At 56.4% G+C, this 26759-nt stretch carries 23 protein-coding genes, 1 tRNA gene and 2 rRNA genes (1 of these 26 cut by a window edge); 14 read left to right on the forward strand and 12 right to left on the reverse strand.

Annotated elements, in window-relative coordinates:
• The 4 genes from M4NBBH2_RS04925 to serS form a co-directional block, all read left to right on the forward strand.
• Positions 1 to 1563, forward strand: a 23S ribosomal RNA gene (locus tag M4NBBH2_RS04925); it begins 1320 nt to the left of the window's first position.
• Positions 1564 to 1722: 159 nt separating this feature from the next.
• Positions 1723 to 1837: ribosomal RNA gene (rrf, locus tag M4NBBH2_RS04930) — 5S ribosomal RNA — on the forward strand.
• Positions 1838 to 2629: 792 nt separating this feature from the next.
• The gene (locus M4NBBH2_RS04940; protein WP_235005637.1) at positions 2630 to 3913 is read left to right on the forward strand and encodes a replication-associated recombination protein A; all 1284 of its coding nucleotides are present in this window, start codon (positions 2630 to 2632) and stop codon (positions 3911 to 3913) included.
• Positions 3914 to 4055: 142 nt separating this feature from the next.
• The gene (serS, locus tag M4NBBH2_RS04945; RefSeq protein WP_116269947.1) at positions 4056 to 5366 is read left to right on the forward strand and encodes a serine--tRNA ligase; all 1311 of its coding nucleotides are present in this window, start codon (positions 4056 to 4058) and stop codon (positions 5364 to 5366) included.
• 84 nt (positions 5367 to 5450) lie between these two features.
• Here the strand turns inward: serS and M4NBBH2_RS04950 are convergent, their stop codons facing one another.
• A complete protein-coding gene (locus M4NBBH2_RS04950) occupies positions 5451 to 6053 on the reverse strand; it encodes a histone (protein ID WP_116269948.1) in 603 nt (200 codons plus the stop codon).
• Positions 6054 to 6215: 162 nt separating this feature from the next.
• Here M4NBBH2_RS04950 and M4NBBH2_RS04955 point away from each other — a divergent pair.
• A tRNA-Ser gene (locus M4NBBH2_RS04955) sits at positions 6216 to 6306 on the forward strand.
• Positions 6307 to 6409: 103 nt separating this feature from the next.
• On the opposite strand, the gene dcuC is transcribed toward M4NBBH2_RS04955, so the two are convergent.
• Both dcuC and M4NBBH2_RS04965 read right to left on the reverse strand, forming a co-directional pair.
• Entirely contained in the window at positions 6410 to 7795 is a 1386-nt protein-coding gene (gene dcuC / locus M4NBBH2_RS04960; RefSeq protein WP_116269949.1) for a C4-dicarboxylate transporter DcuC, read from the reverse strand.
• Positions 7796 to 8291: 496 nt separating this feature from the next.
• Positions 8292 to 9230 carry a LysR family transcriptional regulator gene (locus tag M4NBBH2_RS04965; RefSeq protein ID WP_116269950.1) on the reverse strand — a complete coding sequence of 313 codons (939 nt, stop codon included), beginning with the start codon at positions 9228 to 9230 and terminating at the stop codon, positions 8292 to 8294.
• Positions 9231 to 9378: 148 nt separating this feature from the next.
• Here M4NBBH2_RS04965 and M4NBBH2_RS04970 point away from each other — a divergent pair, with 148 nt between their 5' ends.
• On the forward strand, positions 9379 to 10899 hold the full coding sequence (locus tag M4NBBH2_RS04970; RefSeq protein ID WP_235005584.1) for an FAD-dependent oxidoreductase: 1521 nt from the start codon (positions 9379 to 9381) through the stop codon (positions 10897 to 10899).
• A gap of 113 nt (positions 10900 to 11012) precedes the next feature.
• Here M4NBBH2_RS04970 and M4NBBH2_RS04975 read toward each other — a convergent pair whose 3' ends face one another.
• Genes M4NBBH2_RS04975 through M4NBBH2_RS04990 form a run of 4 tightly spaced genes read right to left on the reverse strand, consistent with a single transcriptional unit; the run spans position 11013 to position 12992 of the window.
• Positions 11013 to 11450 (reverse strand): cyclophilin-like fold protein, encoded by a 438-nt coding sequence (locus M4NBBH2_RS04975; protein WP_116269951.1) that lies wholly within the window; start codon positions 11448 to 11450, stop codon positions 11013 to 11015.
• Positions 11451 to 11459: 9 nt separating this feature from the next.
• Positions 11460 to 11879: a cyclophilin-like fold protein gene (locus tag M4NBBH2_RS04980; protein ID WP_116269952.1), complete on the reverse strand. Its 420-nt coding sequence runs from the start codon at positions 11877 to 11879 to the stop codon at positions 11460 to 11462.
• 17 nt (positions 11880 to 11896) lie between these two features.
• Entirely contained in the window at positions 11897 to 12502 is a 606-nt protein-coding gene (locus tag M4NBBH2_RS04985) for a flavodoxin (RefSeq protein ID WP_116269953.1), read from the reverse strand.
• Positions 12503 to 12515: 13 nt separating this feature from the next.
• Positions 12516 to 12992 (reverse strand): cytochrome P460 family protein, encoded by a 477-nt coding sequence (locus M4NBBH2_RS04990; RefSeq protein WP_116269954.1) that lies wholly within the window; start codon positions 12990 to 12992, stop codon positions 12516 to 12518.
• A 173-nt stretch (positions 12993 to 13165) separates the two neighbouring features.
• On the opposite strand from M4NBBH2_RS04990, the gene M4NBBH2_RS04995 reads away from it, so the two are divergent.
• From M4NBBH2_RS04995 to M4NBBH2_RS05015, 5 genes are all read left to right on the forward strand, one after another.
• Positions 13166 to 14059, forward strand: coding sequence for an AraC family transcriptional regulator (locus M4NBBH2_RS04995; RefSeq protein ID WP_116269955.1), 894 nt, complete (start codon positions 13166 to 13168; stop codon positions 14057 to 14059).
• Positions 14060 to 14291: 232 nt separating this feature from the next.
• Positions 14292 to 14480 carry a hypothetical protein gene (locus tag M4NBBH2_RS05000; protein WP_116269956.1) on the forward strand — a complete coding sequence of 63 codons (189 nt, stop codon included), beginning with the start codon at positions 14292 to 14294 and terminating at the stop codon, positions 14478 to 14480.
• A 110-nt stretch (positions 14481 to 14590) separates the two neighbouring features.
• A complete protein-coding gene (locus tag M4NBBH2_RS05005; protein WP_116269957.1) occupies positions 14591 to 15334 on the forward strand; it encodes a basic amino acid ABC transporter substrate-binding protein in 744 nt (247 codons plus the stop codon).
• A 172-nt stretch (positions 15335 to 15506) separates the two neighbouring features.
• Entirely contained in the window at positions 15507 to 16250 is a 744-nt protein-coding gene (locus M4NBBH2_RS05010; protein ID WP_116269958.1) for a basic amino acid ABC transporter substrate-binding protein, read from the forward strand.
• 199 nt (positions 16251 to 16449) lie between these two features.
• On the forward strand, positions 16450 to 17187 hold the full coding sequence (locus M4NBBH2_RS05015) for a basic amino acid ABC transporter substrate-binding protein (protein ID WP_116269959.1): 738 nt from the start codon (positions 16450 to 16452) through the stop codon (positions 17185 to 17187).
• A gap of 150 nt (positions 17188 to 17337) precedes the next feature.
• Here the strand turns inward: M4NBBH2_RS05015 and M4NBBH2_RS05020 are convergent, their stop codons facing one another.
• The 5 genes from M4NBBH2_RS05020 to argH all read right to left on the reverse strand — a co-directional run bounded on the left by M4NBBH2_RS05020 (position 17338) and on the right by argH (position 23140).
• Positions 17338 to 18918: an FAD-dependent oxidoreductase gene (locus M4NBBH2_RS05020; protein ID WP_116269960.1), complete on the reverse strand. Its 1581-nt coding sequence runs from the start codon at positions 18916 to 18918 to the stop codon at positions 17338 to 17340.
• A gap of 37 nt (positions 18919 to 18955) precedes the next feature.
• Entirely contained in the window at positions 18956 to 19303 is a 348-nt protein-coding gene (locus M4NBBH2_RS05025; protein ID WP_022442903.1) for a cytochrome c3 family protein, read from the reverse strand.
• 204 nt (positions 19304 to 19507) lie between these two features.
• On the reverse strand, positions 19508 to 20971 hold the full coding sequence (gene mog, locus M4NBBH2_RS05030; protein ID WP_116269961.1) for a molybdopterin adenylyltransferase: 1464 nt from the start codon (positions 20969 to 20971) through the stop codon (positions 19508 to 19510).
• The gene (yjgA, locus tag M4NBBH2_RS05035) at positions 20968 to 21564 is read right to left on the reverse strand and encodes a ribosome biogenesis factor YjgA (protein ID WP_235005583.1); all 597 of its coding nucleotides are present in this window, start codon (positions 21562 to 21564) and stop codon (positions 20968 to 20970) included. The genes mog and yjgA overlap by 4 nt, the downstream gene beginning before the upstream one ends.
• Positions 21565 to 21688: 124 nt before the next feature.
• A complete protein-coding gene (argH, locus tag M4NBBH2_RS05040) occupies positions 21689 to 23140 on the reverse strand; it encodes an argininosuccinate lyase (protein ID WP_116269962.1) in 1452 nt (483 codons plus the stop codon).
• Between the two features lie 204 nt (positions 23141 to 23344).
• On the opposite strand from argH, the gene hemC reads away from it, so the two are divergent.
• From hemC to M4NBBH2_RS05055, 3 genes are read left to right on the forward strand one after another with little or no spacing between them, the layout of a single operon-like run.
• Entirely contained in the window at positions 23345 to 24280 is a 936-nt protein-coding gene (gene hemC, locus M4NBBH2_RS05045; RefSeq protein ID WP_116269963.1) for a hydroxymethylbilane synthase, read from the forward strand.
• On the forward strand, positions 24277 to 25068 hold the full coding sequence (locus M4NBBH2_RS05050) for a uroporphyrinogen-III synthase (RefSeq protein ID WP_116269964.1): 792 nt from the start codon (positions 24277 to 24279) through the stop codon (positions 25066 to 25068). Before hemC ends, M4NBBH2_RS05050 begins: the two co-directional genes overlap by 4 nt.
• Positions 25069 to 25121: 53 nt before the next feature.
• Positions 25122 to 26744 carry an NAD+ synthase gene (locus M4NBBH2_RS05055; RefSeq protein WP_170135104.1) on the forward strand — a complete coding sequence of 541 codons (1623 nt, stop codon included), beginning with the start codon at positions 25122 to 25124 and terminating at the stop codon, positions 26742 to 26744.
• The last annotated feature ends 15 nt before the right edge of the window (positions 26745 to 26759 follow it).

A 26759-nucleotide genomic window follows, 5' to 3' on the forward strand; every position in this document is an offset into this window, starting at 1 on the left:
CGGAGCAGGGTGAGTCGGTTCCTAAGGCCAGGCTGAGAAGCGTAGCTGATGGAAATCAGGTTAATATTCCTGAACCGGCGTTGAATGCGATGGGGTGACGGAGCAGCCAGAGTGGACCGGGTGTTGGATGTCCCGGCTTCCGAGCGATGGGTGCCTGCAGGTAAATCCGCAGGCGTATACCCAGGACGAAGGATCGGGCCTTCTTTTGAAGGCGAAGCCACTGGAAGCGCTTCCAGGAAAAACCTCTAAGCTTCAGTTCAACGGCGACCGTACCGTAAACCGACACAGGTGGGTGAGCTGAATATGCTCAGGCGCTTGAGAGAACTCGGGAGAAGGAACTCGGCAAATTGACACCGTAACTTCGGAAGAAGGTGTGCCTTTGTAGCTTGACGGGAGAGAAACCCGGAGGGCGAAGAGGTCTCAGAGAATCGGTGGCTGTAACTGTTTACTAAAAACACAGCGCTCTGCAAAGATGAAAGTCGACGTATAGGGCGTGATGCCTGCCCGGTGCTGGAAGATTAATTGATGGGGTGCAAGCTCCTGATCGAAGTCCCAGTAAACGGCGGCCGTAACTATAACGGTCCTAAGGTAGCGAAATTCCTTGTCGGGCAAGTTCCGACCTGCACGAATGGCATAATAATGGCCACACTGTCTCCTCCCGAGACTCAGTGAAATTGAAATGTTTGTGATGATGCAATCTCCCCGCGGCTAGACGGAAAGACCCCATGAACCTTAACTGTAGCTTTGCATTGGACTTTGAACCGATCTGTGTAGGATAGGCGGGAGGCTTTGAAGAATGGACGCCAGTTCATTCGGAGCCGTCGTTGAAATACCGCCCTGATTTGTTTGAGGTTCTAACCTGGGCCAGTGATCCTGGCTGGGGACCGTGCATGGTGGGCAGTTTGACTGGGGCGGTCTCCTCCTAAAGGGTAACGGAGGAGTGCGAAGGTACGCTAATCACGGTCGGAAATCGTGAGGATACTGCAATGGGAAAAGCGTGCCTGACTGCGAGACAGACAAGTCGAGCAGATGCGAAAGCAGGTCATAGTGATCCGGTGGCTTCTGTATGGAAGGGCCATCGCTCAACGGATAAAAGGTACTCTGGGGATAACAGGCTGATACCGCCCAAGAGTTCATATCGACGGCGGTGTTTGGCACCTCGATGTCGGCTCATCTCATCCTGGGGCTGTAGCCGGTCCCAAGGGTATGGCTGTTCGCCATTTAAAGAGGTACGTGAGCTGGGTTTAAAACGTCGTGAGACAGTTTGGTCCCTATCTACCGCGGGCGCTGGAAGATTGACAGGGGCTGCTCCTAGTACGAGAGGACCGGAGTGGACGCACCTCTGGTGTATCGGTTGTGACGCCAGTCGCATTGCCGAGTAGCTATGTGCGGAAGAGATAACCGCTGAAAGCATCTAAGCGGGAAACTTGCCTGAAGATTAGTCTTCCCGGAGGCTTGACCTCCCTGAAGGGTCGTCCGAGACCAGGACGTTGATAGGCCAGGTGTGGAAGCGCTGTGAGGCGTGAAGCTAACTGGTACTAATTGCCCGTGCGGCTTGATCCTATAACCGTGCTGCTTAGTTAAATGACAGCAAATGGTTTTGAAAGGAAGCTTGCAAAAAGAAAGAAGTGTGTGAATGTGGAAAAGCAAGCCATGTGATTTCATTCCTTCCCAAAGAATTCGCTTGAGAAGTCCTAAAAAACTTCGAAAGCAAAGCCTTTGCCTGACGGCCATAGCAGAGTGGCCCCACCCCTTCCCATTCCGAACAGGACGGTGAAACGCTCTCGCGCCAATGATAGTCGGTTGTATTTCCGGTGAAAGTAGGTCACTGTCAGGCTCCCCTTTCAAAACCCTCGAAAGTTTTCTTTCGAGGGTTTTGTTTTATGCGCTTTTGAAAAACCAGGAAAAAGAAAGGAGGAGCTGGCGCTCCTCCTTTTCTATTCTGGTCCAGCGAAAAGGTTCCATAAGGCCACCGCAGCCGCGTTTTCCGACTCGTTCATCCTCTCACAGATACCCTCAGAAAGTTACGAAAGATCCTCTCACAGGAATATTGCTGTAATCGATTTTTGGACCTAAAAAGAATTTAGAGGGCTTACACCTACTAAATATGCTTTTGTCACACCTCTGGACGGCACATTTATGGTGTGGTATAATTACAAAATCTTGATTAGATCTAAGGTGATTTTGTGTCTATTTTCGAACGTAAGACAATCCACTCTATGCAGGTAGCTCTTGGATTGGCCGGGTTCGGGTATTTGGGTTTTGTTGCTGGTTTGATCTGGCCTTTCGCCAATTATCTCGGGTTCGCTGCCCTCGCTGCTGGTGTCGTCCTTCTCCTTATTAAGAAAACCGATCTGGATCGACTGAGGTCTCTGGTTTCCGGTTTCGGAGGGCACAGCGCTTAAAAAGCGTTCACAAAACAACTGAAAAAGCTTCGGCTCCGGCAGAACCGCTGGTCCGAAGCTTTTTTGTTATCACTGCCGCCTCATCTGTTTCCTTCCGTGATACCCTCATTGTCATGACACAAGATCTGTTTGGCACAACGTTGCCGGAATTGGCTCAGACAGCCCAGGAATCAACGAAACCGGGCCATGGCCGAAGCGTGGAAAAACCGCCTCTGGCAGAACGGATGCGCCCGAAAACCATTGACGAGGTGATTGGGCAGAAGCATCTGCTGGGCCCCGGCATGCCTCTCCGTACGGCATTTGAGTCAGGGCATCCTCACTCCATGATTCTGTGGGGGCCGCCCGGAGTCGGAAAGACCACACTTGCCCGACTGATGGCAAATGCGTTCAATCTTCCGTTCATTTCTATTTCTGCAGTTCTGTCCGGAGTGAAGGAAATCCGGGAGACAGTGGAAGCCGCGAAAGAGCATATGGCTGCAACCGGTGAGCCTACGGTGGTTTTCGTTGATGAGGTTCATCGCTTCAATAAATCGCAGCAGGACGCTTTTCTGCCTCATGTTGAGTCAGGTCTGTTTATCTTTATCGGAGCGACAACGGAGAATCCCTCCTTTGAGGTGAATAACGCACTGCTGTCCCGCGCATCGGTTTACACGCTGGAGGCTCTGTCTGAGGATGAGGTTAAGGAACTCCTGCACCGTGCCCGGGAGAAGGTCTATCCGGATCTGAAGATCACTCCGGAAGCGGAGGATCTCTATGCGGCGCTTGCTGACGGTGATGCAAGACGTCTTTTGAATGCGCTCGAGGTTTCGGCGGAAATGGCCTCCGCCCGCCACCTTTCGGAAATCGACGCAGACTTTCTTCGGAAATCCATCCCCGCGACGCAGCGCCGTTTTGATAAGGGCGGTGACTTCTTTTACGATCAGATCAGCGCGCTGCATAAATCAGTCCGCGGCTCGGATCCTGACGCGGCTCTTTATTGGTTCGCCCGGATGCTGGATGGCGGATGCGATCCCCGGTATATTGCCCGCCGGGTAATCCGCATGGCGATCGAGGATATCAGTCTTGCGGATCCCCGCGGCACACAGCTTGCGCTTGAAGCAGCCGAAATCTATGAGCGTCTGGGATCTCCTGAAGGAGAACTGGCTATTGCCCAGGCGATTGTGTACCTCGCGATTGCCGCAAAAAGCAATGCGGTCTACAACGCCTTTAACGAGGTGAGACGGTTCGTCAAACAGGATAAGACGCGTCCCGTGCCTTTCTATCTGAGAAATGCACCGACCAAGCTGATGAGTGATCTTGGGTACGGTGATGGGTATCGGTACGCTCACGATGAGCCTGGCGCTTTCGCGGCCGGTGAAATTTATTTGCCTGAGGGGCTGGAAGGCAGAACCTGGTATCACCCGAATCCTCGAGGTCTTGAGATCAAGATAGCGGAAAAGATGCAGCATCTTCACGACCTCAATCAGGAGGCCTGGCGGGAAGGCAAGGGCAGGCGGCGCAAGACTTGAACCCTTTTGGTTCCTGTTGCAAAATAACAGATCAACATTGAATGACATAAGATCGGTTAGCCCTGATCCTATGCGACGCTGCAATTTTGTAAATGGAAAACAGAACTGCAGCTCTGCTTTTCGTTTTCCAAAGGATTTCACCATGATTGACATCAATCTTCTGCGCAAACAGCTGCCTGAAGTGGTTGCTCGGCTGAAGACCCGCAACTTTGAGTTCCCTGAGAAAGAATTCCTCGCTCTTGAAAATGAGCGTAAGGAGATTCAGTCGAAGACTGAAGAACTGCAGGCTGTGCGTAACTCCCTGTCCCGTCAGATCGGACAGGCCAAGAAGTCGGGCGAATCGGCAGAAGATCTGATGAAGGAAGCTGCCGCTCTGCCGGAAAAGCTTGCTGACCTCGAGAAACAGCTTGGCGAAATCCGCAACAAGCTGAACAATCTGCTTCAGCGCGTTCCGAATCTGCCGAACCCGGAATGTCCGATTGGCCGTGATGACCGTGCGAATGTTGAACAGTGGCGCTGGGGCACCCCCCGTCAGTTCGATTTCCCGGTGAAGGACCACGTTGATGTGGCTGCGCCTCTTGGCATGGATTTCGATACGGCTGCCAAGCTTTCCGGCTCCCGTTTCTGCTTCATGAAGGGTGAGATCGCTCATCTGCACCGCGCCCTCGCGCAGTTCATGCTCGATCTTCACACCCGGAAGCATGGCTACACCGAATGCTATACGCCGTACATCGTCAATGCGTCGACCATGTATGGAACCGGTCAGCTGCCGAAGTTTGCTGAGGACCTTTACTCTGCCCGCATCGGCGGATATGAGGAAGAGGGAGAGCATGAGCTCCAGTATCTGATCCCGACCGCTGAAGTGCCGCTCACGAACACCGTCTCTGGCAAGATGCTGAAGGAATCCGATCTCCCGATCAAGATTACCGCCCAGACTCCCTGCTTCCGTTCCGAAGCCGGCTCCTATGGCCGTGACACGCGCGGCATGATCCGCCAGCATCAGTTTGAGAAGGTGGAAATGGTGCGTATCGTTCCGGAAACGGATTCCTACGCGCACCTGAAGGAAATGGTAAAGAACGCGGAAGAAGTGCTGCAGCTCCTCGAGCTACCCTACCGCGTCATCATGCTGTCTACCGGTGACATGGGCTTCTCCGCTGCTCAGACCTTTGATATTGAGGTCTGGGTTCCTGCTCAGAACACCTATCGCGAAATCTCCTCCTGCTCCAATTGCGAGGACTTCCAGGCCCGCCGTATGGGCACCCGCTATAAGGGCAAGGATGGCAAGACCCATTACGTTCACACTCTGAACGGTTCTGGTGTTGCTGTCGGCCGCTGCCTCGTGGCTGTGATTGAGAACTATCAGAACGCGGACGGTTCTGTCACGATCCCGAAGGTGCTTCGTCCGTACATGGGCGGTCTTGAAAAGATCGAACCGCCGGCGAAGAAGGCCTGATTCAGGTTCTGACGGAATAAATAAAAAAGATCCAGCGCTATGCGCTGGATCTTTTGCTATGGGCGAAGAAGAAACTGCGCGGAATTACTTCGCGGCAGCCTTCTTGGCCGGGCGCTTGGCCGCGGGCTTTTTGGCAGCAGGAGCGGCGGCAGCAGTGTCTTTCTTTGCAGCAGCCGGAGCCTTCTTGGCAGCAGCGGGCTTCTTCGGAGCGGCGGCCTTCTTGGGAGCCGCGGCTTTTTTCGGGGCCGCGGTCTTGGCGGCAGGAACAGCTTTAGCGTCAGCCGTCTTCGCGGCTGCGGCCGGCTTCTTGGCAGGAGCCTTCTTCGCAGGAGCGGCGGAAGCCTTCTTAGCGGCAGCCGGCTTCTTTGCGGGAGCCTTGACAGCGGCTACCTTGCGGGCACCTTCCTCGACATCCTTCTTGACCTGCTCAACCGTGGCTTTCACGGCCTTGGCCTTCGCCTTGGCAACTTCGGTCTTTGCCTTCACGGTTGCCTTCGCTTCCTCAGCGGACTCAGCCGCGGCTTCGACATACTCGCGGGCGAGCTTGACCAGATTGTCAAAAGTTTCTTTTACAACAGCTTTCTTGCCATTGATAAGCTGAGTCTTTTCGTCAATGTCTTTCAGCGCAGCAGCAAAACGGCTGCGGAGATCGTCCTTGTTGCTGGTCTTGGTGGTGCCTGATTTCATGGAACTCTCCAATTTATGAGAATGCTGAGTAACAAAAGCGCGCTTGTTGCGGCGTTTTTCTGCCTATTTCTCCTATTCTAATTAGTTTAACTGACACAATAAAAGGGGGTAGTGGCATTTCGGTATATTTTTTGCTAAGATTCATAGCCTCGTACGATCACTGGAAGGGTGGCAGAGTGGTCGAATGCACCGGACTCGAAATCCGGCATACGGTTATGCCGTATCGAGGGTTCGAATCCCTCCCCTTCCGCCAGATAAATCCCAGCAGACAAAGGTCGCTGGGATTTTTCTTTGGCTGTTTGAGAACGGACCCATTCCTGGCGGAGGCCAGGGGAAATGAGTCCGTTTTTCTGTTTTCAGAAGAACAGAACGGATGCACCAAGAGCGACAGCCATGCCGGCGCAGCAGGGAAGCCAGGTGCGGCGGATGACAGTGAGCGGCGAAACGTTGGCGAACCCCGCAACGATAATGATGACACCGGCAACCGGGGACAGCGGGCGAAGGAATTCGCTTGAAATCTGCATCATCAGCACCAGGGGGATCGGATCGCCGCCGAGACCGGCAGCAAGGGAAGGCGCAATCGGCACAAGACCAGTGAAGGATGCGACACCAGACCCCGTGAGAACCGTAACGAGACCGATCACGCCAGACATGACAAGTCCTGTACCGGTAATGCCGAACCCGACGGACTTCGCGGCATCAATCAGCAGTGCGACAAGTCCGGCATTCTTCAGCCCGGCAGCAAAAAGCGCGGCGACAAAGATGAGACCGACGACACTCTGCATCATGTGTCCCATACCCTTAAACATCGCGAATCCATCCTCAAAACAGGCGTTGAGGGATCTGCGGTGGAGCAGATCCACCAGGATCCCGATGACCCAGCCGATAAACATGGCAACAGCCACATCCAGTACGATGGTCTTATAAACCATCTTGTTGAAGATGAAGAGCAGGATCAGAGGAACAATCGGCAGGAGCGCGTAGTACCAGGGAAGGTTTTCAGCCTTGGAGGTTTTTGCCTCAATCATTTTCGGATCGGTTTTGACAAGAATGCCGGCCGCGGTGTCCTTCTTATCGAGATAGCTCTGTACGAGAACGTGAAGCACCGCCATGGTGATGACCGCCGGGATTGCGACCGGAAGCTGGTACTGGATCAGGTAGCTCATCGGATCGATACCGGCGGTATTCGCGGCAAGAACCGCAATCGCGGAAGACGGCGCGTAGCTCACAACGAGAACCGAGCCGATCACTGCGGCCGCGGCAACGCCTGACACACCGAGACCGATAAGAAGCGGATAGACCGAAACGGCGAGGAGCATCGCCATACCGGCAGCGGATGTCACGACGAACCCAAGGAAGTGTCCGAGGATAAAAACGGCACCCATGATCAGATAAGGGTTCCGGAGTTTCCTGAGTGGTTTGAGACAGACGCTAACGAGCTTATCGGTTGCGCCGATCTGATCCATGTAGGCCGCGAAGCCTCCGGACACCAGAATGATGAAGCCGGTTGTGGCGACCTGGTGCTTCGAGAGCGCGGCAAGCAGTGCGAAAAGATCGAAACCGATGAATCCGGTGGAATGAGTTCCTTTTGGCAGCAGGTCCATATTGCCGCCCAGAATGGCAAGCACATTGAGAGCGATGCCCGCGAAGAGCAGCAGGATATTCACCTGCAGTTTTTTAACGATTCCAATGCCTGTCAGAACGACAATCAGCAGCGCAATATACGGCATTGCATCATGCATTTTTATTCTCCCTTTGACGTGAGGTGATGCAAGATGCCGACGGAAAGCCCGGAGACGTTCAGGCCGGAGCGAGTGATCCTGCTTTCGTAAGTCCGTATGTCCTGGCGGCCCCTCCCGAGGTCGGCGTGTCAGTCGGTACGTTTTGCGGGCGGGATTCCGTACGCGACGTGTGCGGAACAGCAAGCGATTCTTATTAATTCTGCCATTCCTGAGCCCCGTACGCCTACTTATTTGATACTTTAATGTGTCCTCATTTCAGCCTAATTACTGTTTAAATGCTTTTTAAAAGCAATAAGTTCCATATATTCCGAATTTAATTTGCGTAGAACTTAATTGGAGAAGTTGCTGAAAAAGCTATGAAGAAAACAGTGGGGAGAAGGTATGAATCCCCCTGATTATGGGGAAACGGGTTTCCCCTGCCGCGCGCCTTTGGCGTGCGGCGGGAAAGTGAGGAAAATAACGAAGAGCGGAATTCAGGCCGTGATGTCAGAGAAGTTCAGTACCGGGGTTCTGACTGATCATCCTGCCGTACCAGGCCATAAACATGCCCGGACAGTTCTTCCATTCGCTTTACAGTCAGTTCAAGAAAGGCGCGTGCTGGGCGGGAAAGAGCCCGATCCGGGTAAAGCGCGTAAAACCCGTATTCTTCACCTTCCCATTCCGGCAGCACCCGGACGAGTTCACCCTTATCGATATAGTTCTGGGCGAATTCCGCCGGCAGCATGGCAACCCCGTCGCCTCTCAGGCAGGATCGGCAGTTGATGAAAGTGTTTCGGCTGATGAAACGGCCCCGGACGTTCACTGTAGCCTTTTTACCCTCTGGCCCTACCAGCTGAATGCTCGAGCCGAGATAGGTGTTCACCAGAAAATTGACTTTTTCGAGGTCACTCGGGCGGGAAATCTTGCGCGACTTTTTGAGGAATTCGGGACTCGCGCAGAAGTAATTCTGGACAACTCCGATTTTTTTGGCGACTGAGGAATCCGGAAGCCGGTTACCAACCTTGAACGCGAGATCGATCCCCTCGTCCACCATTTTGATCGGCTGATCTTCAGTGACCAGTTCGATCGTTACCCCCGGGTTGGCGTCCAGGAATTCCTGCACAACCTTCTGCAGAAAGACCCAGCCGATGATGACACTTGACGCGATACGGATGGAACCGAAAAGCGGTTTGCCGGCCTGATCCCGCAGTTCAACATAGAGAGCGTTCGTTTTCGCAAGCAGGTCGCGAGCCCGGACAAGCAGCTCCATGCCTTCAGAGGAAAGGGTCACTTTTCGTGTCGAACGGAAAAACAGCTTCGTGCCGAGATCCTCTTCAAGAGCCTGGATCCGGCGCGTAACCATTGACCGTGTCATTCCCAGGCTGTCAGCCGCCCGGCTGAAGCTTCCGGTTTCCGTTACGCGAAGAAAAACACTGAGAGAAGGCAGAAGATCCATAGCGTTCTATTGTTTCAATTATTAAAACAGTTTGTGCTAATTATTGCTGTTTATAACATTTTTATCATTCGTTAGTATTACCTCGTGTGAGATTTTTATTCGTCATATTGACTAGAAATAAAAACGCACTTGAATCGAGGAGAGATATATGAAGAAATTCATTCGTTCCATTTCCGTTGCCACCCTCGCTATGGCGATGGCAATCCCTGCAATGGCAGACCGCGTGCTCAATGCTGATGTGGTTGTGGTCGGTGCCGGCGCGGGCGGTACGGTTGCTGCCGCGAGCGCTCAGGAAGCCGGTCTGAAGACGGTTCTTCTGGAAAAGAATGCCTTTGCGGGCGGCGCCGGCAACTTCATGGAAGGCTCCTTCGCTGTTGAATCCTTCATGCAGAAGAAGGCCGGCGTGAAGCTGACGAAGCTTGAGGAATTCAACCGGATGGGCGAATACCACCACTGGCGCATCAATGCTCCTCTGGTGAAGCGCTTCATTGAAGAATCCCCGAAGACCATTCAGTGGGTCTGGGATCATGGTGTGCATTGGAAGGAAGTGAAGTCCGTCTGGGCAGGCAACAAGAACCTGACCTGGCACATCTACCCGCATGCCGGCTCTCTCCCGGCAGCTATGGTGAATACCTTCCAGAAGAAGGGCGGCACGCTGCTGCTTCAGACTCCGGGCGAAACCCTGATCATGAAGGACGGCCGTGCGGCTGGTGTTGTGGCCAAGGATCTGAAGACCGGTGAAAAGGTGACCGTCAACGCAAAGTACGTTGTGCTGGCGACCGGCGGCTATAACTTCAACAAGGACATGGTGGTGAAGTACACCGGACAGGATCTGGTTCCGTCCGGCGCTCCTGGACGTACCGGTGACGGTATCCGCATGGCAATGTCCGCCGGTGCTGTGGGCGACAACATGGGCCCGATGATGATTAACGGCGCCTTCAATCCGCTGCCGGGTGAAGCGATCTGCAATGGCCCCAATAAGGAACTGCGCGCTATCTTCCGTCAGAGCCAGCTTTATGTGGATGGAGCCGGCAACCGCTACTTCAACGAGCAGCTGACGCTTGACTGGCCTGTGGCTTCGAACGCTATTCTGCGTTCCGGTGAATGGACCTACCTCTTCTTCGATGATGCGTTCGTAAAGGAACTCGGCACGAAGGGCAAGGGCTACCTCAACCCCTGCGGCAACTTCATCCAGCGCGGCCAGGTGGCGAAGGAACTGCCGAAGCTGCTGCAGGATGGCGTGAAGCGCGGCGATGTCTTTGAAGGCAAGACGATTGAGGAAGTGGCCAAGAAGGCCGGTCTCAACGCGGATAACCTGAAGCGCGCTGCGGCTGATATGACGAAGTTTGCCAAGCAGGGCAAGGACACCGAGTTCGGAAAGGATAAGTACTACATCCGCGCGGTCTCCAAGGCTCCGTTCTACATCGTGAAGGGCAAGCTCCACACGCTCGCTTCTCTGAACGGTGTCAAGGTGACTGAGAACCTGCAGGTTGTGAATGCCAAGGATCAGGTGATTCCGGGTCTCTACGCTCTGGGCCATGACGCCGGCGGTGTGTACGGTGACTCCTATGACCTGAGGATCGGTGAAGGCACGGCTTCTTCCTTCGCTATTAACTCTTCCCGTATTGCTGTCGAGAACATCATCGATCAGCAGAAGAAGGGCATGTAATCCAGGCCTGACGGAGCGGGCTTCTTCCCCCGCTCCTGTAATAAGGCAAAAGAACCCGCCTGAATCCTTTCGGATCAGGCGGGTTTGTCATTCCAGAAGAGGACCAGAGAAAGCTACTTGTCCAGCGTGATGGTGACCTTCATGGAACCGACACGTCCCATTTCCTCCACGCCCTTCTCAATGCGGCCGATCGGCTGCATATCGAAATGCTCTCCATTCTGCGCGTAGAGAATCACGAAACTGTGCCGCGGAGGCCAGTAGACGATTTCACCCACTTCGTAGCCGCGGTAGGAAACTTCGTTTGCCGGCAGCGCGTCGCGGAACCGGTAACAGAGTTCACGTCCGTAGAGATCTTCAAGAGGAAGGGTAAGAGGCAGTTTGGCGATCAGCGCGCGGGCGGTGGCGTTGTCATCCAGTGTGGCGTACCAGGTGCGGTTTCCGGCGGAAATCCGGACGCGGCGGCCGGTGTTTTTGGCTTCAGCGGAACTCATAGTGAGGGCGGCTCCTGCAGCCGAGGCTGCGAGTAATTGAAGAAAATTTCTGCGTTTCATAGGGATTCCTTATTTTTTAAGGATTCTGACGTCGAGCGTGCCGGAGAGCTTCAGGAGATCATTTTGCGGGATCTGGAGCTTTCCAAGGTGAACAATTCCGCCGATGGAGGAAGAGTGCTCTTCGCCGTTCACGAAAATCACGAAGTCATGCCCCGGGACCCAATAGGCAATGTCGCGGTTCCGGAAGCCGTTTTTCACACTGGATTCTGAATGCGTGAGAGGCGGCATATCGCCGCAGAAGTCATGCTCTCCGCGGCTGATTCTGACGTGAAGCGGCAGCATGCCGAGAAAGTTCCGGCCTTCCGCTGTGTCGGTGACTGTGGCGGTATAGGCTTTCCCGTTAATCACCATCTGAACCGGCGTATCGGCGGATGCGGTCTGCGAAGCTATTCCCAGCGCGGCCGCGAAAATCAGGGCTGCAGTTTTCATTTCCTTTTCCTTTGGCCTCAGATATGGAGGCCCTGAACCCAGGATTTCACTTCAGAGGCGAGATTCGCGTTCTCGGTCGCGAACCGGCGGCCCTCAAGGACAGCGGCTCCCGGCGCGAGCTTCATGATGTCACTTCGGGCCTGAGGAATATCCACTTCAAGTGACGTGCAGAAGGGGATGATCGTTTTGCCTTTCCACTGATAGCGGCTCAGAAATGTCCGGATCACCATGGGCTCCCGGTACCACCAGATTGGGAATCCCAGGAAGACCACGCTGTAAGAGTTCAGTGAGAGGTTTGAGGGGGCGATTCCCGGTCTCGCGTCACTCTTCATTTCCTGCTCGGCAATACGCGAATTCTCGCGGTGAAGCAGGGGATACTTTTCTGTCGTCACAATTTCGTGAACATCGGCATTCAGTGTCTGAGCGATAACGCGGGCAGCTTCTGCCGTATTGCCAACCCAGGGTGTGGCGTAAGTGATCGCATCCATACCGCGGGAAATGCTGCGAGCCCGGGAAAAATAGGCAACCAGAATTTTTTTCTTCGGAGCGGCGGCAAAACCGGTTCCAGAGAGGAGGCTGAGACCGGCTGCTGCGGCACCTTTGATCAACGTTCTTCGTTCCATGATCAGATCATCCTTACTTCAGCTTGTAGCTCTTCATCTCGTTCAGACCGAAGAGATAGTCACTCTGGGCCTGGCTCTTATGGCAGGCAAGGCACCGTGTAACGGGATCATTCGTGATCAGGGCACGGGCAGGAGTAAAGGAAGCGAACTCCCAGTCTCCGTTTCGGACAGAGGCCGGATAGTCCTTCCCGCCGTTCCTCACCTTTTCCATGATGATGTAGCGAAGCACGGGGCCGCGCTTCCCGTTCTGATCCCGGTACTCAATTCCGACGACAGCCGTGCCGTAAGGAAGAGTTTTTCCGGACTGCAGTGCCTGGATGCTTGTTTTCTGAACGTACTTGTCACTGATCTTTCCGCCGTAGTTCGACGTGCTGTAGTGAACAAATCCGTTCAGGCTGGCCGGAAGTGACGGAGCGGCGCCAGCGTCAGCAATGAGGAAAAAGGCGGCTCCAAGGGCACCGGCAACTGGGAATAAATTTCGTAATTCCATTCTGTCTCCTGATAACTGTCTGCCTGTCTGATGTGGAAAATCTTATTGCCGGATCGGGTCGCAAATTGTTTTGTTTTCCTCATTTATCTGCTAAAAAATATCAATACAGAAAGAAATTAAGAGAACAGGCGTATGATGCTTTTATCAGACAGAAAACGAATCGCAGGGGAAAAATGGAAGATAATCATCTGACAGAAGTCCTGACGGAACTGAAGCGCCGGGCGCTGGAAAAAGACACCAGCGTGGGGTTCAATCCGACCGGCATTCCGGGGCTGTCCGTTGTGGTCCGGACCCAGGCTGGGGAGAAGCGGTCTTTTTCCCGTCCGTACCTCGCGATTGTGCTTCAGGGAAAGAAGCGGACTCAGATCGGGCAGTACGAGTATGTGTACGGTCCAGGAGACTGCATCATCACCTGTATTGATTTCCCATCCGTTACCTATATTGAAGAGGCATCCCCCGAGACTCCCTTTGTGTCAGTCGTAATGGAGCTGAACCGGGCGCTTCTCACGGAGCTCGCGCTGTCACTTGCCCCTCGGCGAGAACCTCTGAGCTCCGGTGATACGCCCCCGTACGCCGTGTTTCCCTGCTCGGCGGATCTCGGAGAAAATGCCCTGCGGCTCTTTGATATCGCCGATAAGCCGGAGGCTGTGCAGCTCCTCGCGCCGATTCTGATCAGGGAAATGCACGCGAGACTTCTTCTTGGTGAGGCCGGTACCTGGCTCTGGAGTATCTGCGCCGGCAGCCAGCACCTGCAGCAGATCTCGCACGCGATCGCTGTGATCAAGGAAAATTTCCGCACCAATCTTTCCGTGGAAACGCTCGCGTCCTCTATCGGAATGTCATCCGCCAGTTTCCATCGCCACTTCAAGGCGCTGACCGGATACTCGCCGATCCAGTATCAGAAGACCCTGAGACTCTACGAAGCTCGGCGCCTTTTGATGGCAGACCGGAAGTCAGTCGGATTCACCGCAGGAGCTGTGGGTTACGCAAGCAGTTCCCAGCTCACGAATGATTACCGGCGGTTTTTCGGTGTGGCGCCGCGTGATGACCGGCACCTGAACAGCTGACCGGAGAACCCTCTTCAGCTATCCCATCAATAAGCTATCCCCTCAGGAATACAGGGGATATTTTTTGCCCTGCGTCAGAAATCCAAGCGTGAGGCGGCAGAAATCCGTCTGAAAAGAGTACTGTTATTAGGCCCGATCCGTACAAATGAATTGGGCATTCATCACGCACTGGCGGGGACGTATCAAGAGTTCCCGGCAGGCCTCTTTAAGAAAAGAGACAAGGATTAAAACAATGCAGACGAAGTTCGCTTTCCCGGCTCTCACCGGTGAAGGAAAGCTGAACGGCGTTGTTTCTGCTGGCAAGGTGCTCCGCGTGGGGCCGGCAGGAACATTTCCGTCGGATAGCTTTATCTTCTACGGCCGTACTGTCACCAGTCACGGCAGCCGTACTGTGCGCCGCACATCGCCTTATTTGCTTTGAGCTTGATGAAACCTCGATCCCGGAACGGCTGATGAGGTCCTGCTCCGGTTTTCTCACACGTAAAAAGTTTCTGATTCCCTGAAGAATCTCAGGCTCAGAGGAGATAACTTATGCTGAAAAAATTTGCGGTCTGTGCCGCCGTCATGGCTTCCCTTTATACCGCTTCCGCCCTTGCGGCTCCGACTCTCCGCGTCGGTTCCGAAACGACCTTCCCGCCTTTTGAATTCGTTGATGTCAAGACGAAACAGTTCGTGGGCTACGAGATCGATCTGATCAACGCTGTCGGCAAGAAGGCGGGTTACAACATTTCCGTTCAGTCGATGGGGTTTGACGCCATTATTCCGGCTCTGATGACCGGTACGGTGGATGTCGGTGTCTCCGGCATGACGATCACCCCGGAGCGTAAGAAGAAGGTCGACTTCACGGTGCCGGTCTTCAAGGGCGGTCTCGTTGCTGTGGTCCGTCAGAAGGACGCTGCGGCCTATAAGACTCCTGCTGCCATCAAGGGCAAACAGGTCTGCGCACAGCTTGGCACGACCGGTCAGCTGAAGGCTGAGGAGATTTCCGGCAAGAAGGCCCGTACGTTCAATAACGCGGCCGAAGCCATGATGGAACTCCGCAACGGCGGCTGCGATGCCGTCGTGGCCGATAAGCCCGTGATTGAATACTTCCTGAAGGAAAGCCGCCAGAGCCGCTACTTCCATGAGCTTCCGACCCAGCTCACGACGGAAGACTGGGGCTTTGCCGTGAAGAAGGGCAACAAGAAGGTGCTGAACGCTCTGAACAGCGCGCTGGTCTCCCTCCAGAAGGACGGCACGGTCGCGAAGATCCACAAGAAGTGGTTCAACAACTAAGATCCAGATCCATCTTGCGCAGGGGAATGTTTCCGAGTATCTTCAGTCGGATTGAGCAAGAGAGTTCCCCTGCTTCAACAACTTTTACCCCCTGTGCTTCCCGGTTCTGAGGAAGCTCTCTATAAGAGAAGCCCGCTCTCGGAAGCGGGTTCAGATGACACGGAGAAATTGAATGTTTAAGAATCTAGTGATGGCAGCTGCCGTAACCATGGCCTGTGCGGGTTCCGCGCTGGCGGCTCCGGTGCTGACCGTCGGTACCGAGCCCACCTTCCAGCCGTTTGAATTCGTGGACGCCCGTACGAAGGATTTCGTCGGCTACGATATGGACATGATCCGCGCCGCTGCGAAGCACATGGGCTATCAGGTGAAGTTCGTCAACATGGGGTTCGACGGTCTGATCCCGGCTCTGATGACGAATAATATCGATGCCGCTGCTGCCGGCATGACGATCACCGCTGAACGCAAGAAGAAGGTTGATTTCACCCGCCCGGTTTACCAGTCGACCCAGGTGATTCTTGTCAACAAGTCTGATGCCGGCTCTGTGAAGAGTGAAAAGGACCTGAAAGGCAAGAACCTCTGCGCGCAGATCGGCACGGTCGGCGCTGAATTCGGCCGCAAGATTCCGGGCGCGAAGGTGAAGGCCTTCAATACCCTTCCTGACACGATTCTTGAGCTCAACAACCGTGGCTGCACGGCAGTTATCGCTGATAAGCCCGTTGTCGAATACTTCCTGAAGCAGCGCGGCGGCCGCAACATGGTTGAAGTCCAGACCGGGTACCCGAAGGAAGAAATGGCGTTTGCTGTCCGCAAGGGCAACAAGAAGCTGCTGGATGCCTTCAATAAGGCGCTGGCCGCGATGGACAAGAGCGGCGAAACCGCTAAGATTCATCAGAAGTGGTTCAGCACCGCGAAGTAAAGCGTCCTGAATCCATTCGCCGCCGGAAGGCGGCAGAAGAAGCCGGGACCGGAAAGGCACCGGCTTCTTCAGTTTTTCCACAGTCCTTTCCGTGCTCACGCAACGCGTGATGAGTTCCGTTTTTCCACCCAACCAATCAAAGATTCCCCAAGGAATCGCCAAAAAGCCCAAAAGAGGCTATTGATACGGAGAATACTCAATGCTGAAGAAATTTCTGATTGCGGCCGCAGCGGCCATGACCTGCGCGGGTTCAGCACTCGCCCTCCCGGTGCTGAATGTCGGTACGCAGCCGGTCTTCCAGCCGTTCGAATTTGTTGACGGCCGTACGAAGCAGCTGGTCGGTTACGATATTGACCTGATCCGCGCCGCGGCGAAGCACATGGGCTATGAGATCAAATTCGCCCCGATGGGGCTCGACGGCCTGATTCCTGCCGTCATGACCGGCAACATTGATCTGATTACCTCTGGTCTCACGATTACCCCCGAGCGTCAGAAGAAGATTGACTTTACCCGCCCGGTTTATCACTCCTCCCAGGTCCTGCTCGTGAATAAGTCCGACGCACACGCCATCCGGAGCGAAAAGGATCTCCGCAACAAGACCGTCTGCGTTGAAATCGCGTCTGCCGGCGCTGAGCTGGCGAGAACGATCCCGGGCGCGAAGCTGAAGACCTTCAATTCTCTCGCTGACGATATTCTGGAAATGCAGAACCGCGGCTGCGTCGCGGTGATTTCCGATAAGCCCGCGATAGAGTACTACCTGAAGCAGCGCGGCACCCGCTCGATGGTGGAAGTACAGACCGGCTTCCCGAAGGAAGAAATCGCCTTCGCTGTCCGCAAGGGCAATAAGAAGCTGCTTGATCAGCTGAACCGCACGCTGCTCCAGATGGAGAAGAGCGGCGAAACGGCGAAGATCTACAAGAAGTGGTTCGGGAACTGATTCACTGAACCTCTTCTGAAGTGAATAAAAAGACCGGCTGGTTCCTGAAATGAAAAGGAGTCAGCCGGTTTTTATTGGACTCAGCGTTTGAATATTGCGGTCAGAAACCGGACCGAAGGAGACATCCCGCGGTCCGGCTTCTGAGAAGCGTCAGCTCCAGCTCTTTTCAGCCGCGGCGGCGCGCCCGGCCAGACGTCCAAAGACGATGCACTCAGCGTTATTCGTCGCGCCCTGATAGATGTTGCCCCACATGGAACCGAGTTCGCCGGCAGCGTAAAGACGCGGCACCGGCTTATTCTCCGGGGTCATCACGTGTCCGTTCACGTCCTTCTTCGGACCGCCCTGGGTGTTCAGCATGGTCGGGTAGAGAACAATCGCGTAGTACGGGCCGTTCTCAGCGAGCGGAGCGGAAACAATGCTCCCCGACTTGCGCTCGATATGAACAACGCTCTTATGCGGATTGTGGATCGGCCGGGCAAACTGCGTATCCTTTCCGGCCTTCACGTCTTCATTCCACTTCTTCACCGAGGCTTCGAGGTTTTCAGCCGGGACGCCGATGATCTTGGCGAGTTCCTTAAGGGAATCGGCCTTCTTGATCACGCCGCTCGCGACTTCCTTCGAATTGTCGAAGGACCACTTGTAGCCTTCGCGGTTCACGGAGTAGCCGGACGTGATGCTGCCGATCGGGCCGCGCTTGAACGCGACATCGTCAAACACCACGTAGCAGGGGATATAGGGGTAGCGATGGGTGATCGGGTCAAAACGGTTCACCATGTAGGCACGGGTGTGGCCGTCAGCCGAGAACTCGTCGCAGAAGCGCTTGCCGTCCTGATCCACCCAGATGAAGGAAGGAGACATCATCTGAATCTGCATGGCAGCCTTGCAGCCCGGGAGCTCGCAGCCGAGCGGGCAGGAGTAGGCGGTCATGTGCCAGAGACGGGCGCCGGCAGACTGAGCGAGGCGGACGCCGTCACCAGTGTTGCCCGGGTTGCCGAGAGCGTGGAACTTGTGGCCCTGGGCGAAAGTGGTGAGGGATTCCTGATCAAACTCATAGCCGCCGCAGGCAAGGATCACGGCGCGCTTCGCCTTGATGTTGATTTCCTTGCCGTCGGCCACCGCGACAACGCCGACCACTTCGTCGCCGTTCTTGATCAGCTGCTTCACCGCGGTGTTCAGCATGATCGGAATGCGGCGGTTTTCTTCGACGGCGTAGCGGTAGAGGTCAAAGAGACAGTCGCCGCCGCGCTTCTTGCCGCGGACGCGCCACTTGTCAATCGCTTCCCAGCCCTTCAGATTCTGGAACCCGGCGTGGCCGTAGACCCAGAGCTTGGTGTCAGGCTTAAGACCTTCCATAAAGCTCTTCACGCCCATGATCTCTTTGCAGAAGACCTTGAGAAGTTCAGGATCCTTTTCCGAATCCGCGAAGTCATACGTCGCGTTGAGATAGGTGAGGGCGTCAGCTTCGTTCTTCGGGATCATGAAGCCGCCGGAGGAAACCGCGGTGTTGCCGCCGCCCTCCTTCATCTTTTCGACGATCAGCACCTTCGCGCCCGCGTCATGCGCGGTGATAGCGGCACAGGCGCCGGCACTGCCGTAGCCGACCACGAGAACATCGGTCTCCTTATCCCAGCGGATGTCCTTGGAATAGGGTTTCGCGATAGCGCTGGCAAACGGAAGGGACGCAACAGCGGCAGCACCGCCCTTAAGCAGATTTCTGCGGTTGAAATTCATAATTTTTCTCCTGGAGTGGGAGTCAGCAAAAAAACGATTACGGAACTTTCACGGAAAACTCATGGCACTGATCGCAGACGAGCTTCGGGGGCTTATGTCCCTGATGACACTCGGTGCAGGCGATAGGGCCAAGGTGCGTGTTGTGGTAATTGATATCGCCGCCGGCTGTCTGCTCAGCAAGCTTTTCATAGCTTCCGCCATGACACTTGAGGCAGTTCTGCGGCGTGACGTTTTTGGAGCTGGGCGCTCCAGGATTGTGACAGGACTCGCATTTCACCCCCTTCGCTACATGGCGGTCAGCGAGAAAGTGCTGATCGGCCGCGAGAACGGGTGATGCGAGAAAAACTCCGGCCAGAAGTGCGGTTGCAAAAGTACGGAACTTCATGCAACTCTCCTAAATGCTCGGTTTTTTCTTATTTTTATTCGAATTCGTCTCCCAACTGGAAACGGATTCTATGTAATTCGAATGAACTAGTCAATAGGGGGTGCGTCGAGCGATGATCGTGACTGAGACCACGAAAAAACCTCTGCTCCTTTGATAAAGCAGAGGTTTTTCGCTTTTACGCGGAGTCAGAACCGGGGGCCCTGATCAGTGCTTTCCCCCCAGGACACGGCGCATGAAGAGCGCGGTGTCGCGGAGCGCTTCGCCGCTCAGCGTGTGCTCGGTCGGATAATCACGCCAGGAAACCGCGGCGCCTGCGTGGCTGATCGCCTGAAGCGACTGCTGAGCGACCGGAATCGGCACGATTTCATCGAAGTCACCGTTCCCCATGAAGACCGGCGTGGCAAGACCGCCCGGGCGGATTTCATCAGCGATCCGGCCGGCGAGCGGCAGGTATCCGGAGAGCGAAATGATGCCGGCTATCGAGAGCTCTTCGCGGAGTCCGGTGAAGAGCGCCATCGAGCCGCCCTGCGAGAAGCCCGCGAGGAAGATTCTCTGGCGCGGCATGCCGCGGGCCGTGATCGAGTCGATCAGGCGGCTGATCCGGCGGGCGCTCATCCGAATGCCTTCCTCATCCTCGTAATCAATCAGGTTCCGTCCCGGCAGGTCGTACCAGGCGCGGAGAGGATTCGCGGGATCCATGGAGAGCTGCATCTCAGGAGCGTTCACCATCACATACCGGGCGGCAGGGCCGCCAAGCTGCTCGATTTCGGAAGGCAGATCTGAGAAGTCATGAATGTCGACCCCCATGCCTCCGAGCCACACAACGGTGCAGGGTGGGGGGAGCCGGGTATCAGAGGGCTCAATCACAATGGTTTCGAGGTCAGACGCCGGAGGTTCCGGAACAGCGTTCCGGTTTCCGGGAATCCGAACCGGTGCCGGATCCACAAAGGGGGGTGTCTGGCGGGTTTCCGCTTCAGGCGCCTTCTCCGGGGGCTGGGGCGCTTCTGTCTTTTCCGGCACGTCAGGGACAGCCTTTTCGGCCGCGGCCTTCAGAGCCTCTTCCCGCGCCTTCAGGGCGGATTTCGGACGGAAAGCTTTGCAGACCTCAGGACGCGTGTCCACCCATGGACCGCCGATCAGATCGATGCAGTAGGGAACCGCGGCAAAAATGCCGGGAACGATCACCTTCCCGTCTTCATCCCGAAGGCCCCCGAGGGTCTCCGCGATGGCCTTCGGCTGACCGGGCAGATTGATGATGAGGGCCGCGTGATCCGGTATTTCACGAAGCGCGCCGACCTGGCGCGAAAGAATCGCGGTCGGGACGAATTTAAGCGAGATCGCCCGCATCTGCTCGCCGAACCCGGGGAGCTCGCGGGTCGCCACGGCGAGCGTGGCTTCAGGCGTCACGTCGCGGCGCGAGGGGCCCGTGCCGCCGGTCGTGAGAACGAGGTCGCATTTTTCATCGTCGACCAGTTCTGTCAGCGTCTTTTCGATCGTGTAGCGGTCATCCGGAATCAGGCGTTCCGCGAAGCGGACCGGGGTTTCGATCGCGGCGGTGCACCATTCGCGCAAAGCCGGAATGCCCTTATCCTCATAAACGCCGCTGCTCGCCCGGTCAGAAACCGAAACGAGACCGATCAGAATGCCTTCTTCGTCCCTGTCACTCATGCCTCATCCTCCCCGGCGGTGTCACCGGTCTTTTCCGGGCTGCTCTGGAATTCCGGGAGCAGCGCCTCACGCAGCACGCGGAAGAGTTCGCGCTGGAACTTCGGGTTCCGTTTCGCGGGATCTTCCTTCGCGGCTTCGCGCCGCGCCATGCGGATCGTCTGACGCAGGCTCTGAAGGTCCACGTCAGGGTGTGAGGAAACAAAGGCCGTAAGCGGCTCATCCGACGCGATCAGTTCATCGCGCAGTTTCTCGCAGCGATGCTGCAGCGCCACCATGCCGGCGCTCTGTCCCTTGACGTCAGCAATGGCCTTCCGGATCGCGTCCGCGTCGGCATTCCGGAGCAGTTTCCCGATATGCTGAATCTGACGCTGCTTCGCCTTGAAGGTCTTGATGCGCTGGAACTCCTGCACTTCCCTCAGCACGTCGTCCGGGAGAGAGAGCTTTGAAAGGGTTTCCTGCGGCATGGCGGTCAGCTGTTTGCCGAGATCCTGGAGGGCAAGCAGCTGGCGCTTCACTTCAGACTTGCTGGGGCCGTCGTACTCTTCCTCGCCGTCGTCACCGAAAGCGTAGGCATCTCTGACCATGATCTGCATGTATGTATTGCGCCTTTTAAAAAATCTTGAATTGAAGAAACAGAAACACCGCCTTGGGAAAGACTCCGGAAGGCGGTGTGTTCATCAGGCGGAGATCCGCCCGAAGTTTCCCCGGAACAACAGTTTACTTTGAATATTCACCGGCCGAAGGATCTTTTTCGCGGCGGGCGAAGAGGTCCTTCCAGAGACCGACCTGACGGAGCACCTGCGCAGGCGCCGTGCCGCCCGTGTGGTTGCGGGCCTTGAGAGCGCCTTCAAGCGTGAGGCTGTCATAAACGTCCTCACCGATCTTGTCACTGAAGGACTGCAGTTTCTCAAGCGGCATCTCGTGGAGACCGCACTTCATCTCAACCGCGGCGCGGACGATCTGCCCCACGATGTCGTGGGCGGAGCGGAACGGCACGCCCTTGCGGACGAGGTAGTCAGCAAGGTCAGTCGCCGTCGGGTAGCCCGCGTGGCAGGCTTCGCGGAGCACATCACGCTGGGGTTCGACGCCCGGCATCATCTCGATGAAGGCGTGGAGCGTGTCGCGCACCGTATCGATCGCGTCGAAAATCGGTTCCTTGTCTTCCTGCAGGTCCTTGTTGTAGGCGAGGGGCAGGCCCTTCAGCAGCACGCAGAAAGCGCAGAGTTCGCCGATCACGCGGGCAGCCTTGCCGCGGGAGGTTTCGGGAACGTCCGGGTTCTTCTTCTGCGGCATGATTGAAGACCCCGTCGTGAAGCGGTCCGGCAGGTGAATGAAGTTGAAACGCTGGCTCATCCAGTAGACGAGCTCTTCGGAGAGCCTCGAGATGTGAATCATGATGAGGCTGGCCGCGGCGAGGAATTCCACGCCGTAGTCGCGGTCAGAAACCGCGTCAAGCGAATTCTGCATGACGCCTTCGAACCCGAGAAGCTCAGCCGTGTACTCACGGTCGATCGGATAGGTGGTGCCGGCGAGAGCGGCGGCGCCGAGCGGAGAACGGTTCACGCGGTGACGGAGGTCAAGCATGCGTTCGTGGTCTCGCTCAAACATTTCGACGTAGGCGAGCATGTGGTGACCGAAGGTGACCGGCTGCGCGACCTGCATGTGGGTGAAGCCCGGCATCACCGTGTCGGACTCTTTCTCCGCCACGCGCACGAGCACCTTCTGCAGTTCATTCAGCTGCGCGACGATGCCGTCGATTTCGTCCCGGAGATAGAGACGGAGGTCAGTCGCGACCTGGTCGTTACGGGAGCGTCCGGTGTGGAGGCGCTTGCCGGCGTCGCCGATCAGGGACGTCAGACGGGCTTCGATATTGAGATGCACGTCTTCGAGTGCGAGCTGCCACTCGAACTTGCCTGCGGCAATTTCCTCACTGATCTGCTTCATGCCGCGGCGGATATCGGCGAGATCCTGTTCGGAAATCACACCGGCCTTTTCCAACATGGCAGCGTGGGCGAGAGAGCCATTGATATCGGCTTTCGCCATCCGTTTATCGAAATTCACCGAAGCGGTATATCGCAGCACGAAGTCTGCGACAGGTTCGGAGAAGCGGCCCGACCAGGCCTTGTTTTTCGCGTGCAGCGGATCAGAAGAGTCGTTCGTATTTGCCATGACCAACGTCATTAATTTGGAGGAAAAACGTAATTTTACTTCGATTGCCGGGCAGAGCGCGCCTGAATGCTCCTTTTTTCGGCACCGCATCGCGTCATTTAAGGATCAGCTTCTGTCCCGCTGATACAATCGGAGCACCTGACCGGGTACGGTGCGGCAGAGCGCACGGTCCGGTCTCTGATTACATATAAAGGCAGGACACTGATGTCGGATAATTCTCGCTGCGTGATCGCGACACGCGAAAGCCCGCTTGCGCTCTGGCAGGCGGAGCATGTGAAGGCTCTTCTTGAAAACCGTTATGAAGGCATGGCGGTCGAACTTCTCGGCATGACGACAAAGGGCGACCAGATCCTCGATAAGACTCTCTCGAAGATCGGCGGGAAAGGGCTTTTCGTGGTCGAGCTCGAGGAAACGATGCGGAAGGGAAAGGCTGACATCGCGGTCCACTCGCTGAAGGATGTGCCAATGGAGCTTTCCGAGGGTTTCGTGCTCGGCGCGGTATCCGAGCGTGAGGATCCCCGCGACGCCTTCGTGAGCCCGAAGTATGCGAGTCTCGATGAGATGCCGGACGGCGCGGTTGTCGGCACCGCCTCACTGAGGCGGGAACTTATGATCCGCAGCCACTACCCGAAGCTCGTTGTGAAGCCGGTCCGGGGCAACGTCGGAACGCGTCTCCGTAAGCTCGACGAAGGTCAGTTTGACGCGCTCATCATGGCGTCCGCCGGTCTTAAGCGCCTTGGGTTCGGTGACCGGATCCGCGCCGTGATCGACGCCTCGGTGAGCCTCCCGTCTCCCGGGCAGGGGGCACTGGGCATCGAGGTGCGTGAGGGGGATGAAAAGACGCTCTCTCTCGTTTCCTTTATCAATTCGCCTGAAGTCCGGGCCTGCACCGCGGCGGAGCGGGAAGTGTCACGGTCTCTCGGCGGTTCCTGCCAGGTGCCGCTCGCGGCCTACGCCGTCCCCGAGTCTGACGGCCGGATCTGGCTTCGCGCCATGGTCGGCAATCATCACACGGGCGAAGCGGTGTTTGCAGAAGCCCGCGGTCCGATGGAGTCCCCGCTCGATGTGGCGGCTGAAGTGCTTGAAGCCCTCCGGGCGAAGGGCGCTGAACGGATTCTGAAGGAGGTGCTCGGTTCATGACGGAGACTCAACTGAAGCAGCACCCTGTGATCCTTACGAGGACCGGGGCGGTGAATCAGAGGCTCGCCCTCCGGTTCTCGAAGCTCGGCTTCAGGACGTTCGCCTGGCCTGCCTTCACGATCAGGCTGCCGGAGGACGAGACGCCCGTTGTGAAGCGTTTTTCCGACCTTTCGGATATTGATCTCGTGCTGCTGGTGAGTCCGGCCTCGGTGGCCGCGGTGGCTCACTGGGTGGATCACTGGCCCTCTCACGTGACGCTTGCCACGGTGGGAGAGGGAACCGCGCGGGTTGCCCGCGCGGCCTGGGGTGAGTCCGTGCCGATCATTTATCCGGCGGGTGACGCCGCGCATTCCGGAAGCGAAGCGCTGATGGCGGAGCTCCGGAAGCGGGGCATTCCTTCCCGGGTGCTGATCTGCCGCGGGCAGACCGGACGCGAGTGGCTTTCAGAAGAGCTTCTCTCGGAAGGCGCTGATGTGCAGAAACTGATGTGCTACGAACGCCTCCCGCTGCAGCTCACGGTGCAGCAGGAGGATGAACTCCGGGAAGCGATGAAGGGACCGGCCCCGGTGACCTACATCACGAGTTCGGAAGCGATTGTGTCGCTGCTCCGGGCTGTGCATCCGGTGGAGGGAGCCTGGGAGTGGATCACCTCCGGCGCGGTTGTGGTGATTCATCCGAGAAGTGAATCGAAGGTGCTCGAGGCGGGATTCCATCTCGTGCGGATGTCCTCCCCGATCGATGACGAAGTCGAGAAGAACGTGATCGCCTGTGCGGAGGGGCTCGGCTGATATCGGCTGAGGGACTCCGGCAAACGGCTTTTTCTCAGAAAGGATCAATGGAAATGCAGGCAAAAGTGGTTTTCGCCCAGATCAATCCGATGGTGGGTGATATCGCGGGGAATGCCGCAAAGATACTGACTGAAGCGAGGGAAGCCGCGGCTTCCGGCGCCTCGGTTTTTGTGACGCCTGAACTCTCGATCTGCGGCTATCCGCCTGAAGACTGGGTGTCGAGAAAGGAGTTTCTCGCTTCCTGCGGCGACGCGGTCCGGAAGCTTGCCTCTGACCTTCGTGATCTCACGGATCTCGCGGTCATTGTCGGCACGCCGGTTCAGAAGGATGGCAGAACCTATAACGCTGCGGCCCTGATCCGGAATGGCGCGGTTGAAGCTTTTTATCTGAAGCACCATCTGCCGGAATACGGCGTGTTTGATGAGCCCCGGCTTTTTGCTCCGGGCGAAGGCGCTCTTGTCTTTACGGCGGGCGGCGTCCGGTTCGGCATTCTGATCTGCGAGGACGGGTGGTACCCGGATCCCGCGGCGGAAGCCAGGGCCGCGGGGGCTGAGGTGCTCCTTTCCATCAATGCTTCTCCCTTCTCAGTCGGAAAGGCTGATGAGCGGCTGAAGACCGCGCGGAACTGTCTCACTTCGACAGGCCTCCCGGCGGTGTACGTCAATATGGTGGGCGGTCAGGATGAGCTCGTCTTTGATGGCGGCAGTTTTGTCCTGAATGGTGACGGCACAGTGATCAGCCGGCTTCCTGAGTTCCGAGAAGCGTGCGGCGAAGCGGTTTTCGCGCCGGGCGGCCGGATTCTTTCTGATGCCGCTCCGTCTGAGCCGCTTGAAGAGGATGAATCGGTCTACCGCGCCCTGATGCTCGCGGTTCAGGATTATGTGGGGAAGAATCGCTTTCCGGGCGTGATTCTCGGGCTTTCGGGCGGCGTCGATTCCGCGCTGACACTTGCCATTGCCGCGGACGCTCTGGGACCGGATCGCGTCCGCGCTGTCATGATGCCGACTGAATACACGGCAGATATCAGTCTTGAAGACGCGGAGAAACTCGCCCGCACGCTGGGAGTCCGCTACGACGTTATCGCGATCAGCAGCGTCTTCAATCAGTACATGACGATGCTCAACCCCTACTTTGAAGGGCGTCCGTGGGATGTGACTGAAGAGAATCTTCAGGCCCGGATCCGCGGCATGATTCTGATGGCGCTTTCCAACAAGACCGGAGCCCTCGTTCTCACGACCGGGAATAAGAGCGAAAGCGCGGTCGGCTATTCGACGCTGTACGGTGACCTCGCGGGCGGCTTTGCGCTGATCCGCGATGTACTGAAAACACGGGTTTACCGGCTCTGTGCCTGGAGAAACCGGCAGGAGCCCGTGATTCCTGAGCGTATTCTCACGCGTGCTCCGTCCGCTGAGCTGCGTGAAGGGCAGAAGGACGAGGACTCGCTTCCGCCCTACGCGGTGCTTGACCGGATCATCGAAAGCTATGTTGAGAAACGCATGGCTCCCGGTGACATTGCGCGCCTTGATGGGATGAATCCTGAGACGGTAAAGCGCATAATCACCATGATCCACCGCTCTGAATACAAACGCCGTCAGAGCCCGACCGGTCCGAGAATCTCGCCTGTGGGGTTCGGCCGCGACTGGCGGTATCCCATCACGGGGAAAGTTAATTTCTAATTTGTCTGCATTCCA

Origin of the sequence: Mesosutterella multiformis, from assembly GCF_003402575.1 — a bacterium.
GTDB lineage: Bacteria > Pseudomonadota > Gammaproteobacteria > Burkholderiales > Burkholderiaceae_F > Mesosutterella > Mesosutterella multiformis.

Excerpts from the sequence above, each read along its gene's own strand:
- M4NBBH2_RS04965 (WP_116269950.1), bottom strand. The coding sequence starts at position 9,230 with ATGGATCTTCTGCCTTCTCTCAGTGTTTTTCTTCGCGTAACGGAAACC.
- M4NBBH2_RS04990 (WP_116269954.1), bottom strand. The coding sequence starts at position 12,992 with ATGGAATTACGAAATTTATTCCCAGTTGCCGGTGCCCTTGGAGCCGCC.
- M4NBBH2_RS04975 (WP_116269951.1), bottom strand. The coding sequence starts at position 11,450 with ATGAAACGCAGAAATTTTCTTCAATTACTCGCAGCCTCGGCTGCAGGA.
- M4NBBH2_RS04995 (WP_116269955.1), top strand. The coding sequence starts at position 13,166 with ATGGAAGATAATCATCTGACAGAAGTCCTGACGGAACTGAAGCGCCGG.
- M4NBBH2_RS05050 (WP_116269964.1), top strand. The coding sequence starts at position 24,277 with ATGACGGAGACTCAACTGAAGCAGCACCCTGTGATCCTTACGAGGACC.
- M4NBBH2_RS05005 (WP_116269957.1), top strand. The coding sequence starts at position 14,591 with ATGCTGAAAAAATTTGCGGTCTGTGCCGCCGTCATGGCTTCCCTTTAT.
- yjgA (WP_235005583.1), bottom strand. The coding sequence starts at position 21,564 with ATGCAGATCATGGTCAGAGATGCCTACGCTTTCGGTGACGACGGCGAG.
- M4NBBH2_RS05000 (WP_116269956.1), top strand. The coding sequence starts at position 14,292 with ATGCAGACGAAGTTCGCTTTCCCGGCTCTCACCGGTGAAGGAAAGCTG.
- mog (WP_116269961.1), bottom strand. The coding sequence starts at position 20,971 with ATGAGTGACAGGGACGAAGAAGGCATTCTGATCGGTCTCGTTTCGGTT.
- M4NBBH2_RS05015 (WP_116269959.1), top strand. The coding sequence starts at position 16,450 with ATGCTGAAGAAATTTCTGATTGCGGCCGCAGCGGCCATGACCTGCGCG.
- M4NBBH2_RS05010 (WP_116269958.1), top strand. The coding sequence starts at position 15,507 with ATGTTTAAGAATCTAGTGATGGCAGCTGCCGTAACCATGGCCTGTGCG.
- M4NBBH2_RS05055 (WP_170135104.1), top strand. The coding sequence starts at position 25,122 with ATGCAGGCAAAAGTGGTTTTCGCCCAGATCAATCCGATGGTGGGTGAT.
- M4NBBH2_RS04985 (WP_116269953.1), bottom strand. The coding sequence starts at position 12,502 with ATGGAACGAAGAACGTTGATCAAAGGTGCCGCAGCAGCCGGTCTCAGC.
- M4NBBH2_RS04950 (WP_116269948.1), bottom strand. The coding sequence starts at position 6,053 with ATGAAATCAGGCACCACCAAGACCAGCAACAAGGACGATCTCCGCAGC.
- hemC (WP_116269963.1), top strand. The coding sequence starts at position 23,345 with ATGTCGGATAATTCTCGCTGCGTGATCGCGACACGCGAAAGCCCGCTT.
- argH (WP_116269962.1), bottom strand. The coding sequence starts at position 23,140 with ATGGCAAATACGAACGACTCTTCTGATCCGCTGCACGCGAAAAACAAG.
- M4NBBH2_RS04980 (WP_116269952.1), bottom strand. The coding sequence starts at position 11,879 with ATGAAAACTGCAGCCCTGATTTTCGCGGCCGCGCTGGGAATAGCTTCG.
- M4NBBH2_RS04940 (WP_235005637.1), top strand. The coding sequence starts at position 2,630 with ATGCGCCCGAAAACCATTGACGAGGTGATTGGGCAGAAGCATCTGCTG.
- serS (WP_116269947.1), top strand. The coding sequence starts at position 4,056 with ATGATTGACATCAATCTTCTGCGCAAACAGCTGCCTGAAGTGGTTGCT.
- M4NBBH2_RS04970 (WP_235005584.1), top strand. The coding sequence starts at position 9,379 with ATGAAGAAATTCATTCGTTCCATTTCCGTTGCCACCCTCGCTATGGCG.
- dcuC (WP_116269949.1), bottom strand. The coding sequence starts at position 7,795 with ATGCATGATGCAATGCCGTATATTGCGCTGCTGATTGTCGTTCTGACA.
- M4NBBH2_RS05020 (WP_116269960.1), bottom strand. The coding sequence starts at position 18,918 with ATGAATTTCAACCGCAGAAATCTGCTTAAGGGCGGTGCTGCCGCTGTT.
- M4NBBH2_RS05025 (WP_022442903.1), bottom strand. The coding sequence starts at position 19,303 with ATGAAGTTCCGTACTTTTGCAACCGCACTTCTGGCCGGAGTTTTTCTC.